The organism is Acinetobacter sp. yr461, from assembly GCF_900110445.1.
Lineage (GTDB): Bacteria > Pseudomonadota > Gammaproteobacteria > Pseudomonadales > Moraxellaceae > Acinetobacter > Acinetobacter calcoaceticus.
In genome coordinates, this window is sequence record NZ_FODU01000002.1 from 242,934 (window position 1) to 255,407 (window position 12,474).

Consider the following 12,474-nt stretch of genomic DNA (forward strand, 5'->3'; position numbering starts at 1 on the left):
TTAAAGATCAATAACTAGATCGGATTGTGCTGAGTTCACACAAATTTTGAGTAATTGGCTTGGCTCTGTATTTTCACTACCATTGAGTAAGTTACGAGTAAAACCTTGAGCTTTGCTACAAACACACTTATTACAAATTCCCATACGGCAGCCATGTGTTGGCTTAATGCCTTCATGTTCCAGACTCACCAAAATTGATTGGCCTTTTGGAATTGCAATGACCTTATTAGACTGGGTTAATGTGACATTTACATAACCAACTTCAGCCGTACTATCTTGAGTTAAGCTAAAAGCTTCTGTTAAGACAGTCGGTGCTTTTTCAAAAAGTTGTTCCACAGTTGAAACAAAACCTGAAGGCCCACAAGCATATACGGTGCTATTTTCTAAATCGTCTACTAATGCCAAATGCTCTGCATTTAAACGCTCATCATTTGGTGTTTCTTGTGTATAAAAAATCTGATAACTAAAATTTGGGAATTGCTGTGCAACTTGTTCAAAATATTCAATAAAAGCTGCATCTGAGCGTTGCTTTACCCAATATAAAAGTTGTACTTGAACTTTATCTAACTGCTGACTCTGTTTAATTGCAGTGATTAAGCTCAACATTGGTGTAATACCACTACCCGCAGCCAGCATAATTAATTTTGGTGTTTTGATATTTTGTTGCATGTCGCCATAAGGCTGACCAAGCTCAAAAACATCACCAATTTGGCTTTCAGTCATAAACCAATTACTAACGATACCATCAGCCACTTTTTTAATCGTTAAACGTAAATGTTGTTCGTCAATTTGCGTCAAGCTATAAGTACGTTCATAACGACGACCAGCAATTTCAACAATGACAGGATGATGCTGACCAGCAACACCAATTTTCACTAAACGGTTACATTTTAATGTAAGACTCACCATGTCATGAGCTACAAATTCTTTTTTTACAATTTGAACAAGTCCATGTTTTACGGACCATAAAGGATTAACTTTTTGTAGCCAGAAGTTAGCCGTATCTCTATCAAAGATGGCTTGTGTCAATGAATTGAATAGAGAATTTCTCTTTTCGATTACGTGCATAGCTGGAGGCTCTATCGCTCTTTTTTAATTATTATACACATGTATATATATTTGTATATACACCTGTACTTTTAATTACAATTTCACAAGTTCACCTTCTTAAGGCTATAATCCTGACAGTTTATAAATATATTGAACAGCATGACCCAATCTTCACTTTCTCAGAGCCTGAATGACACATCTCGACAACAAGATGTCATTGAAATTAAAACAGCTACGCGTTCTGTAGGAAGAAAAGCGACGATTACTAAAGAAGAACTTTTTCAGGCTGCTCTGAATCTTATTGGTCCACAAAAAAGTATTGCTTCATTAAGTTTACGTGAAGTAGCACGAGAGGCCGGAATTGCGCCAAACAGTTTCTATCGACATTTTAAAGATATTGATGAGTTAGCGATTTCTTTAATTGATCGTGCTGGTATTGTCTTACGTAAAATTATTCGCCACGCTCGCCTACGCGCATCCTTACAAGAAAGTATTATTCGTAGTTCTGTCGATATTTTTCTTCAGCAGCTCGATGCTGATGAGGGTAACTTAAGTTTATTACTACGTGAAGGGTTTACAGGTTCTGCCTCTTATAAAGCCGCAGTTGAACGTCAATTAAATTTCTTTCAACAAGAGTTACAAGAAGATTTAATTCGGCTGGAGCGCTTAAATAACAATCACCTCTACCACCCTGAACTTGTTGCAAAAGCAATTACTCAACTTGTGTTTCACATGGGCGCAAAAGCGATTGACCTTCCTATTGAGCAAAGGTCAGAACTTGCCGAACAGACCATGATCATGATTCGAATGATTTTAGAGGGTGCACGTCATTTGGATGAAGCAAAAATTCGTTAAAATTATATAAAGAATGGCTTGTTGATGAACAGGCCATTTTTACATCTAACTCCTCTATTTTCCAATAAAAATATAATTCATCGATTGAAGCGAATAGCTTGCGAGAGTATAAATAATTATTCCATTTGCTCTTTCTCCTATATTCCCAACGATCTCAGGGATCAACATGCAAAATTTGAATAATCGTCAAAGTCTGATTGCAAGCTACATTCTTATGGGCATCTTTTTGCTTTCGGTTATCCCATTACATCTATTAGCAAGTTTTTTTGCAGGCTTTCTTATTTATGAAATTATTATTAGCTTAAGCTCGGTTGTAGAACGTTATATTGATGGTCAAAGAGCCCGTATTTTTATTAGTATTTTATTAAGTATTGTCACTATTTCACTTATTGGTTTTTTCATTACAAGTCTAATTAGCTTTGTAGTTCATGATTTAAAAGGTGTAGGCATCCATAATATCAACAGCAAAGTCGATCAAACCCTACTACATTTACAAGCTGAAATTAGCAAATATCTTCCGGGCTATATTCCCGATAGCGTGACAGAACTAAAAGACGAAATCTTTGCGTTTATGAAAGATAACGTGACCATATTAAAAAATACCAGTTCCGATATTTTGCATAACTTCGTGACTATGGTGATGGGCCTCATTATCGGTATTTTGGTTGCTATACATGGTTTTCACCACCGTAGGCCGCAGCCTGTTTTTAAATCTCTTCTGATTCAACGTATTCAAAAATTATCAATTTCATTTAAAAATGTTGTTTTTGCACAAATAAAAATTTCAGCAATTAATACCCTGCTCTTTATTTTGTTTGCGTTTATTTTACTACCGCTTTGGGGAGTCCACCTTCCTTTTGCCAAAACTCTTACTATTTTGACCTTCATGTTTGGACTGATTCCAATTTTAGGTAATCTTATTTCCAACACATTAACGTTCATTGCCGCTCTTACTGTTTCACTCGGACTAGCAGGAGCAGCATTACTTTATCTCGTTCTCGTTCATAAACTTGAATATTTTATTAATGCTAAAATTATTGGCCATAAAATCAATGCAAATGCATGGGAGATTTTATTGGCAATGCTGGTATTTGAGTCAATTTTTGGCTTAGGCGGTTTAATCGCGGCTCCAATTTTTTATGCATATTTAAAACTAGAACTAAAAGATGCTGGTCTCATCTAATTCAAAATCGATCTATAAAAAAAGCGCCCTCTAGGCGCTTTTTTTATTTAGAATTAATTATGGCTTAACCACAACTAATACTTGAATTGCTTCTGGTGTAACAGTTAAACCATCAAGCAAGCTCAAGCCTTCTTTTTGCAACTTTTGTAAGCGTTCAATTTCATCTTGACGAATACTTGGGTTGAACTGTTTTAGATAAGTTAAACGGTCAATTTCATATTGCCATTTATTACCATAGTGTTCTTTTGCTTGCTGCTGAAGCTGCGGCAAATCAACTTTTGCGATATCTAACGCTTGTTTATAACGTTCCTCAATGATATCACGGCGAGCTTTAACCACCTGACGACAGCTATTGCCATCTAAATGGTGTAAATATGGTTTTAAGATAGTCGGATCAATTTTCTCAGACAAATCTTGACCATTTTCGCTTAATAGCACACGAATTAATTGCTTAGGTAAGCTCGATGGTAGATTCAACGCCTTAGGCGCCACCACATCGACTTTAAACCACACTTCAATTAATACTGAACCCTGCTTTAACGCATTAGATTTGAGTACAGCAACATTGGTACTACCAAATGATTGTGTACGGATCATTTCCATTACACTTTCAATGAATGGATGCTCTAAAGTTAAATATTGAGCATCTTCACGAAGCTGTGCTTGATCGCGATAGAACGTTGCTGTCATGCCTTCTTCGTCTAACGCCAAACCTTGCACTTGCATTTGATCTGTTGGACGAATAATCACAGTACCGTTACTTTGCTCATCAAAGTCGATATTGGTTGATGACATGAAACGCTTCACAAACATTGGGAGTGTTGTGTTGTCATCATAATCTTCTAATGCCTGAACAATCTCTTGCGCCACGATTGGACGACATGAGTTATATTCAAGTAAACGATCTCGCCCTGCTTGAAGTTCAGCTTCTAAAGCTTGACGTTGAACATTTACTTCTTCAAGTAAATCCTCAAATGTTTGGCCTTGGTCTGCAAGCAAACAGTCTTTTAATTCAACAATAAAGTTTTCTTGCAACGTTTGTGCTGTTGGCGAAATATTGCTGAAAATATTAAGTGCTTCATTGTACCAACGGAACATACGCTCTTGAGCTGTTCCCACAAGATATGGCACATGAATCTGGATTCGGTTTTCTTGACCAATACGGTCTAGACGCCCGATACGTTGCTCTAAAACATCTGGGTTAGCTGGTAGATCAAATAAAATTAGATCACTGGCGAATTGGAAATTACGGCCTTCCGAACCAATTTCCGAACACAGTAGAATTTGTGCACCATAGCTTTCTTCAGCAAAATAAGCAGCAGCTTGGTCACGTTCAAGTAAGCTCATGCCTTCATGGAACATGGCTGTACGGATGCCGGCATGCAAACGCAAAACATTTTCTAAAGCTTCAACAACTGGCCCACTACGCGCAATTAAAAGCACTTTTTTATGCTTAAGATCTTTGCGCAGAACTTCCATTACCCATAACACACGTGGGTCATTTTGCATCCATGAACCATCAAGGTGTGCTTCTTCAGGCCACATCTGCTCACGCAGTTTTCCATCTTTTGACCAATCTTCTGGTGCTGGTAATGGTGCTGGCTGACAATCGCGCCCTGGGAAGCCTTGAATTGCTTCACGCGTATTACGGAATAAAATACGACCTGTACCATGACGGTCTAATAATTCATGAATTGCTCTAAAGCGTTGTTCAGGCTGGTCTTCAATACTATGCCCTAACAAGCCCTCTAAAGCAGATAAATGCTCAGGAGCTAAAGGCTGATCAGACATGAGCACTTCAGCAATTTTTGCTGTCTGCTGATACTGAGTTTCTTCATCTAAGAAGCGCTCTAAACTGCTAAAACGCTGCGGATCAAGTAAACGTAAACGTGCGAAATGACTTTCTACACCAAGCTGTTCAGGTGTTGCAGTAAGCAATAACACCCCAGCCGTATTTTCAGCGAGCTCTTCAATTAAATCGTAGCGGTCATTGCCGCCTTCTTCTTCGCTCCACATCAAATGATGTGCTTCATCGACCACGAGTAAATCAAACCCAGCTTCAATGGCTTGCTCGCGCAAATCATCATGGTCAACCATTAAATCAACGCTGGCAATAATGCATTGCTCAGTCAAGAACGGGTTAAGTTCTGGATCATGTTCTTTAATAGATGCGGTACGTGTTAAATCAAACAGAGAGAATTGCAAGTTAAAACGACGGCGCATTTCAATCATCCACTGATACTGTAGAGAATCAGGGACTAAAATAAGAATTCGTTCTGAGCGACCGGTTTTAAGCTGTTGGTGGATAATTAAGCCAGCTTCAATTGTTTTACCCAAGCCAACTTCATCGGCAAGTAAAACACGAGGTGCAAAACGCTTACCAACTTCGTGTGCAATATAAAGCTGATGCGGAATTAAACCAACTCGCGCACCAATCATACCGCGTAGAGGGCTATTCTGCATTTGTGCTTGCATGAGCATCGCTTCAATACGCAGGTCATACCACTCTTTATAGTCGACCTGACTTGCAAGCAAACGATCTAGAGGTTTCGACAACTGAATTTGCGCACCGATACGTGTTTCATTCAGCGCTTTACGATCTTGCTCGCCATTTTCTAAGGTACGAACAACGTTGTAACGCAAAACGCCATGTCGGTCTTCAACAGACTCAACAATCCACTTCTTGCCTTCTTGATCTTGAACTTCATCATTTGTGTTAAAGATGATACGAGATAGTGGAGCGTTATTACGTGCATATACACGTGTTTCATCACTTTTGGGGAATAAAATGCTGACAGATCTTTCATCTACATCAATAAGTACACCTAAACCGAGCTCAGTCTCTGTGTCTGATAGCCAACGTTGACCAATAGCATACTGCTGCAATTTTTCCACCTTTCTCTCAAGTTCGCACTACATATTGTACGATGCAAATTAGCTTATTTTTGCATCTTTTTATGTAGTCTTTAAAGCAAAATTTTGAAGCAAAAACCAATTAAATGACTTTGCTACAAAAAATCACGCATTAAAATTTTTTACATTAAAACGGTACAGGACAGTCAAAAGTTAATGTTTCTGCTGTGACAGGATGATTAAAACTTAACTGTTTGGCATGCAAACACAAACGCGGAACAAGTTGCTGCTCCGGTGTTGCATACAGCGTGTCACCTACAATTGGATGTCCAAGATATTGCATGTGTACACGGAGTTGATGGGATCGACCCGTAATTGGTGTTAATTTCACACGCGTTACAGGTTGTCCCTGAATCTGAAAATTTTCTAGAACCTGCCAATGGGTTAAAGCAGGCTTATTGTGAGAAGCATCGACAATATGTAAAGGTGGTCGGCTTGGATCATAGATAACGGGAATATCTACAGTCCCCTCACCCTCTAAATGACCAGCGACGAGTGCTTCATATATTTTTGAAGTTTGACGGTCTTGGAATTGACGCGCAATCGCACTTTGACCACGCTTGGATAAACCAAAAACTAAAATACCGGAAGTGTCTCGATCTAGACGGTGAATGAGCAAAGTTTTAGGCTCAATCGCAACCAACCTTGTCAGAACGCTATCATGTAAATCACCCTTACCCGGAACACTCAAGATGTCCGAAGGTTTATGAATCACCATAAAATCATCATCACGATAGATCAGATGTTCACTTAGAAAATCACTCAAAGTTGTATTCCCAAGGTAAGATGAAAAACAAGCGGGCAATAATAAAAAGCTTACGTCCGAATTACAATGCCGTTCGGGTAAATTAACAGCATAATTTGCAAATATTATGGCGCACGTTGGGTCTATGGTGAGTCAATGCTTCAATAACTGCATAATATGTTGCAAGGTAGGTACTTGCATCACCTCTTCAGCGCTGAGGCTTGCACCGTTCGCACGCCATAGGTCGACTAGATAATTCACAGCAGATTGATTTAATCCGTAGTTTCTTAGATCAATTTCAGGGTGAACTTCCATAGGATGTCGTCCAACCTGTTCAGCAATTGCCAATAAAATTCCTTTATCCGACAAAATATATTCAGACGGCGCACTTAAAGACCATGAGCGCATTAAGGTCTGTGTATTTAAATGTTTTATATGGTCAAAACTTATCTTTTCAACCCATTGGATATGCTGCTCTAGATTAGCCGCCAAGATCGCATCATTTACAATAGCTACATAATCGGTAATAGATAAAACAAGCTGCATGACTTGTTTAAATAGAGGTGACAAATGCCCAGCCATCACAACTTGAGCTTTACTATTTGATGACAGCCGCTGACCAAGCTGCAACATGGTTTGCTGAAGCTGAGATGTCTCCATAAAAATAACTGGAATTTCGAGCGCCTGTGCTCTTTTACTTAGCAATTCTAAATGATCGGCTAATGGCTGCCCTGCCCAATCCGGTAAAACTTTAAATTCATTTAGCCCAATGATGAGCAAAATACTTTGCGTAGACTCAATTGACCAATTTGAAGTATTTGCTGCTAATTGGATTTTTCGAGGTAAGGGATAAAACATCGTTATCTACAAATATAAAAATGGCCCAAATTAAAAAGCCCGTTTTAAACGGGCTTTTTTGCTTACTTCATTTCAGCGAATGTTTCTTTTGCAGCCTGAATCGTATATTCGATATCTTCATCAGAATGAGCAGATGAAATAAAGCCTGCTTCAAATGCTGACGGTGCTAAGTTTACACCACGCTTTAACATGCCATGGAAGAACTTTTTGAAAGCGTCAATATCACACGCCAACATAGAGTCGAAGCTTGTAATGTCTTCTTGATCGGTAAAGTAAAGACCGAACATTGCACCAGCTTGCTGAGTTTTAAATGGAATACCCGCTTCATCAGCTGCTGCTTGTAAACCTGCAAGTAACTTTTCAAGTTGAGCTGATAAGTTGCTGTAAAAGTCTGGTTGACGTAAATGTTTGAACATCTCAATACCAGCACGCATAGCGAGTGGATTCCCAGATAAAGTACCTGCTTGGTATACGCCACCTAAAGGTGCGATACATTCCATGATTTCGCGTTTACCGCCAAATGCACCTACTGGTAAGCCAGCACCAATAATTTTACCTAAGGTCGTTAAGTCTGGTTTAACGTTATAAACTGATTGAGCGCCACCCAAAGCAACACGGAAACCTGTCATGACTTCATCAATAATAAAGACAGATTTATATTCATCACACACATCACGAATGGCTTGTAAGAAACCGTCAATTGGTTTCACCATATTCATGTTACCTGCGACAGGCTCAATAATGACACCCGCAATTTCATGACCGAACTTGGCAAAGCACTCTTTTAATGCAGCAATATCGTTGTATGGCAGCGTTAAAGTGTGTTTAGCAAAGTCAACTGGAACACCTTTTGAAGTTGGTTCACCTTCACCTAAAGTAAGTAAACCCGAACCTGCTTTTACTAAAAGTGAGTCTGAGTGCCCATGGTAGCAACCTTCAAACTTCACAATTTTGTCACGGCCAGTATAACCACGCGCTAAACGAATAGCTGTCATGGTCGCTTCTGTACCAGAGTTCGTCATACGTACCAATTCAATTGATGGCATGATTTCACAGATAATATCTGCCAACGTTGTTTCATGTACGGTCGGCGCACCAAAACTTAAACCATCTTCTGCGGCTGTTTGAACTGCCTTAATAATTTCTGGATGAGCATGGCCCAAAATCATTGGTCCCCAAGAACCAACATAGTCAACATAGCGCTTACCATCAACATCCCACAAATATGCACCTTTCGCTTTCTCGATGAAAACAGGTGTTCCTCCAACGCCATTAAAGGCACGTACCGGAGAGTTCACACCACCTGGAATGTGTTTGCTGGCTTGTTTAAATAACTGTTCTTGCTTTGGAGATAAACTCATGGAAATGCTCGTCTTAAATATCTAAAAAATAATTTTGAAAGCTTAAGAAAATAATTGTGCCCACGCCTGTACACGGGCAGGAATTTCAGCAGTTGATCGGCCTAATATATCACTAATGACGGCACACAGGTCAGCCCCAGCCTCAATCACAGGTTTTGAGTTTTCAACAGTTAAGCCGCCAATCGCACAAATGGGTAAATCATATTGAGCCGCTGCTTGCTTAATCACTTCTATGCCCACATTACCTGCTTCAGGTTTTGTACAGGTTGCATAGACTGCACCAAATGCAATATAAGTCGCTCCATCTGCAATTGCTTTTTGTGCAAGCTCTAAAGAGTTCAAACAAGTGCGACCGATAATGACATTTTGTGGTAACTGTGACTTTGCATCGGTAATTTCGCCATCACTTTGCCCTAAATGCACACCTAAACCAAACTGAGCAGCTAGTTTTAGATCATCATTAATCACAAAAGGAACCTGATATTTTTCACATAAAAGTTTGATTTGTTCAACTTCAGCAGGCTGGTTGGTTTTTTCTATTTTTTTACGGCGGTACTGTAAAATTGCGACCTGTTTAGTTGCAAGCGCGGCATCTAGTTTTTCTAATAATAATTCGATTGGGTCATCATTGGTAATGAGGTATAAACCGCGCATACTCAGCTCTCGCTTTTAAAAACTTCGCTAGTATAACGGATTTATAGGTCATCATAAGTACCGATTGATATAGGTCTCCTAGTACCAATCGGTATATTAAGAATAGAAATAAAAAATTAACTCGGAATCTTATCGTGTTTACGATCAATCAAACTCAAACGACCACGTGCAACATCAGACAACATACGCCAATCAGAAATAAAGCTATAAAAAGGTTGTTTAAAGCTCGCAGGTTTATTTTTTTCAAACACAAAATGTCCAACCCAAGCGTTTGCGTAACCCGCTACCAAACCATAGAGTACATATTTGGCTTGTTTTTTACGAATGGCTTTAGAAAAAAAGTATATGCCTATACTACTACCCACCACATGTAAGCGTCTGCTCATGATATTACGGTGTTCAGTTAAATAAAAACTATAAAATTCCTGATAGTTTTTAATCGGCAATTCAAACTCTGGCTGAGCTTCATGATTAAAGTTTATGGGTGCATTCACGATCATCTTCCTGATTTTTATTTGATCAAAACGTCACCTGATTGTATACCGAAATAAAAGTGTAGCGTCATATGTTTGATTGTAACTTTCTCTATCAAAACCATTACTTTTAGTACTAAGCTATTATACTCATTCAAGATAGTTTAAATAACTGATTCAGGGAGATACATTATGGTTGAAGTTGAGCTTAAGTTTCAGTTACCTGAATCGAAGAAAAAAACTGTTCAGCAATACTTAAAAAAGCATAAAGCACAGCAGATTCATCTACAGGCAAAATATTACGATACCCCCGATCGATTACTTGCAAAAAATGGCATGGCGCTACGTTTGCGTAAAGAAAATGATTTTTGGGTCCAAACCTTTAAAGCTGCTGGTCAAAGTCATTTACACCGCGTTGAAGAAGAAGTTTTTTTAGGCAAATGTGACCAAGAACCTGATTTAAACCTTGAGTTATATCAAGACAATAAAGTAGTGACTGATTTACTTAATACAGCCCTAGGTAAAGAAGCTAAAAAACTAAGTTTGCAATTTGAGACTGATGTACAGCGTACTTATCATGTGTTTGAAGCAGATAATACAGCGATTGAAGTTTGCCTTGATGACGGTGTAGTAAAAACTGCAACCGCTCAAAGCATAATTTGTGAAGTTGAATTTGAACTCAAGCAAGGCGCAGTGAAAACACTTATTCAGTTTGCACAGCAATGGATTAATCGTTATACGCTTTGGCTTGATGTAAGAAGCAAAGCCGAACGTGGTAATTTATTAGCATTAGGACAAGCTGCCTCACCCGCTGTTCATGCCAAAGCCCTGACATTAAATAAAGATATTACTGCTGAACAGGCCCTCAAAAAGATTGTCGAAAACTGTTTAGGACAATTCTTACCGAATATGGCAGCAATTGCCGATGGCATTGCCGAAGCTGAACATATTCATCAAGCCCGTGTAAGTTTGCGCCGTTTACGTAGTGCGCTTAAACATTTTTCAGAATGGTCAAACGAGGTAAATCCTCTTTGGGAAGAACAAATTGCTGAGCTTTTCCGCCAGCTTGGAGACACTCGTGATGAAGATGCGATTCGCACCGAAGTGTTACCAATCATTAAGCAACACGGTTCACCTGAACTTTTACTGCCAGTTTCAGCCCAGCCATCCAAAGAACTATCAATACTCTTTACATCTTCGGACACGATTAAGCTATTACTAGATTTATTGGCATTCGCCTACTCAGAAGAAGATCCAAAGTCCAAAATAGGTGGCTTAAAAAAACATATTAAAAAGAGTTTAGATAAGCTACATCATAAAGTGATCAGCAATGCTGAACATTTCTCTGAGCTTGAAGTTGCTGAACAGCATAAAATACGCAAGACGGCTAAGCAGTTACGTTATTGTGTTGAGTTTATTTCAAGTCTTTATTCTGACAAAAAAGTACAGCAATATTTAAAACAGCTACAACCTGTACAAAATACTTTAGGTCAATATAACGATTTGTTTATTGCTGAAGGTATTTTTAATAAAGCTGTCGAAAATGACTCGTCTTTCTGGTTTGCATTAGGCTGGGTAAAAGCCAAACAGCCTCACTTACAAAAGCGGTCCGCCAAAGCTTTACAAACTTTTAGTCAGGCTGAAACTTTCTGGTAATTTATGAAAAGTCGCTGTAAACGTGCGGCGACTTTTTATCTATACTTACCAAATACTTTCCATACACCGTTATCTGCTAACGGGTCATTATAGCTATCACTACGTTGCTTTCTTGGCTTATCACGGGCATCGACCAATTTAAAATGCGGCTCAACCCCTAACACAATACCATTGGTATAAAAACGTGAACGGGTATATTCACTTTGTCCATGTTGGAATACATAGGTTCTTAAATCTATAAACTCACGATGAGCCACCAGTGCAGCAGTATCGTCACTCTGCAACCATTCTTGCATCGTAAAAATCTGGTCTGTTTCGAACTGCCCACATTTTTCAATTAAGCTTGCAACACCACGGAAAGTTTTAGACTCTTTCGCACGTGTTTTATTAATCCGAATTCGGTCTACATGAAAAAAGAACAACGGTAAATTTAAATGACTTGGCAAATGAATCGCATCTGGTAATTCATCTTCCATAAATGGCTGAAAAAGTTCTTGTGCCCTTTCAATTAAACCTTGCCATTGTTGATAATAGGTTTCGACTTCTTGTTGTAAACCATAATAGATCGGCAGCCCTTCCACATGTTCTAAATATTGAGGCGGGAAAATATGCTGGCGTAATAAAGCGATATCCGTTTTTAAACTTTGAATAGCAATTGCATCTTGCATATTAAACCTCCCGATACTTAGGCTATTTACAGACTAAGGCAAAGGTTTTGTTTCCGCA

Annotated in this window: 11 protein-coding genes; 3 read left to right on the top strand and 8 right to left on the bottom strand. The window is 38.8% G+C overall.

Annotated elements, in window-relative coordinates; genetic code table 11:
- A complete protein-coding gene (locus BMW38_RS05600) occupies positions 1-1,068 on the bottom strand; it encodes a ferredoxin reductase (RefSeq protein ID WP_092706459.1) in 1,068 nt (355 codons plus the stop codon).
- A 141-nt stretch (positions 1,069-1,209) separates the two neighbouring features.
- Between BMW38_RS05600 and fabR the strand changes: the two genes are divergently transcribed.
- The gene (fabR, locus tag BMW38_RS05605) at positions 1,210-1,905 is read left to right on the top strand and encodes an HTH-type transcriptional repressor FabR (RefSeq protein WP_005038992.1); all 696 of its coding nucleotides are present in this window, start codon (positions 1,210-1,212) and stop codon (positions 1,903-1,905) included.
- 166 nt (positions 1,906-2,071) lie between these two features.
- Positions 2,072-3,088, top strand: a complete 1,017-nt coding sequence (locus BMW38_RS05610; RefSeq protein ID WP_045125815.1) for an AI-2E family transporter — start codon at positions 2,072-2,074, stop codon at positions 3,086-3,088.
- Between the two features lie 57 nt (positions 3,089-3,145).
- Here the strand turns inward: BMW38_RS05610 and rapA are convergent, their stop codons facing one another.
- The 6 genes from rapA to BMW38_RS05640 form a co-directional block, all read right to left on the bottom strand.
- Positions 3,146-5,983, bottom strand: a complete 2,838-nt coding sequence (gene rapA / locus BMW38_RS05615; protein ID WP_004643602.1) for an RNA polymerase-associated protein RapA — start codon at positions 5,981-5,983, stop codon at positions 3,146-3,148.
- Positions 5,984-6,128: 145 nt separating this feature from the next.
- Entirely contained in the window at positions 6,129-6,767 is a 639-nt protein-coding gene (locus BMW38_RS05620; protein ID WP_003650418.1) for an RluA family pseudouridine synthase, read from the bottom strand.
- 132 nt (positions 6,768-6,899) lie between these two features.
- Complete coding sequence (locus BMW38_RS05625) at positions 6,900-7,604, bottom strand: isochorismatase (RefSeq protein ID WP_092706461.1); 705 nt, start codon at positions 7,602-7,604, stop codon at positions 6,900-6,902.
- A 62-nt stretch (positions 7,605-7,666) separates the two neighbouring features.
- Positions 7,667-8,965 (bottom strand): glutamate-1-semialdehyde 2,1-aminomutase, encoded by a 1,299-nt coding sequence (gene hemL / locus BMW38_RS05630; protein WP_092706463.1) that lies wholly within the window; start codon positions 8,963-8,965, stop codon positions 7,667-7,669.
- A 42-nt stretch (positions 8,966-9,007) separates the two neighbouring features.
- Positions 9,008-9,619, bottom strand: coding sequence for a thiamine phosphate synthase (thiE, locus tag BMW38_RS05635; RefSeq protein WP_092706465.1), 612 nt, complete (start codon positions 9,617-9,619; stop codon positions 9,008-9,010).
- A gap of 116 nt (positions 9,620-9,735) precedes the next feature.
- The gene (locus BMW38_RS05640; protein WP_092706467.1) at positions 9,736-10,119 is read right to left on the bottom strand and encodes a DUF962 domain-containing protein; all 384 of its coding nucleotides are present in this window, start codon (positions 10,117-10,119) and stop codon (positions 9,736-9,738) included.
- Between the two features lie 165 nt (positions 10,120-10,284).
- Between BMW38_RS05640 and BMW38_RS05645 the strand changes: the two genes are divergently transcribed.
- On the top strand, positions 10,285-11,748 hold the full coding sequence (locus tag BMW38_RS05645; RefSeq protein ID WP_092706469.1) for a CYTH and CHAD domain-containing protein: 1,464 nt from the start codon (positions 10,285-10,287) through the stop codon (positions 11,746-11,748).
- Positions 11,749-11,783: 35 nt separating this feature from the next.
- On the opposite strand, the gene BMW38_RS05650 is transcribed toward BMW38_RS05645, so the two are convergent.
- Positions 11,784-12,416: a hypothetical protein gene (locus BMW38_RS05650; RefSeq protein ID WP_092706471.1), complete on the bottom strand. Its 633-nt coding sequence runs from the start codon at positions 12,414-12,416 to the stop codon at positions 11,784-11,786.
- Between the last annotated feature and the right edge of the window lie 58 nt (positions 12,417-12,474).

What these genes read in the sequence shown, in the direction of transcription:
- BMW38_RS05600 (WP_092706459.1), bottom strand. Translation starts at nt 1,068, where the DNA reads ATGCACGTAATCGAAAAGAGAAATTCTCTATTCAATTCATTGACACAA.
- fabR (WP_005038992.1), top strand. Translation starts at nt 1,210, where the DNA reads ATGACCCAATCTTCACTTTCTCAGAGCCTGAATGACACATCTCGACAA.
- BMW38_RS05610 (WP_045125815.1), top strand. Translation starts at nt 2,072, where the DNA reads ATGCAAAATTTGAATAATCGTCAAAGTCTGATTGCAAGCTACATTCTT.
- BMW38_RS05625 (WP_092706461.1), bottom strand. Translation starts at nt 7,604, where the DNA reads ATGTTTTATCCCTTACCTCGAAAAATCCAATTAGCAGCAAATACTTCA.
- hemL (WP_092706463.1), bottom strand. Translation starts at nt 8,965, where the DNA reads ATGAGTTTATCTCCAAAGCAAGAACAGTTATTTAAACAAGCCAGCAAA.
- thiE (WP_092706465.1), bottom strand. Translation starts at nt 9,619, where the DNA reads ATGCGCGGTTTATACCTCATTACCAATGATGACCCAATCGAATTATTA.
- BMW38_RS05640 (WP_092706467.1), bottom strand. Translation starts at nt 10,119, where the DNA reads ATGATCGTGAATGCACCCATAAACTTTAATCATGAAGCTCAGCCAGAG.
- BMW38_RS05645 (WP_092706469.1), top strand. Translation starts at nt 10,285, where the DNA reads ATGGTTGAAGTTGAGCTTAAGTTTCAGTTACCTGAATCGAAGAAAAAA.
- BMW38_RS05650 (WP_092706471.1), bottom strand. Translation starts at nt 12,416, where the DNA reads ATGCAAGATGCAATTGCTATTCAAAGTTTAAAAACGGATATCGCTTTA.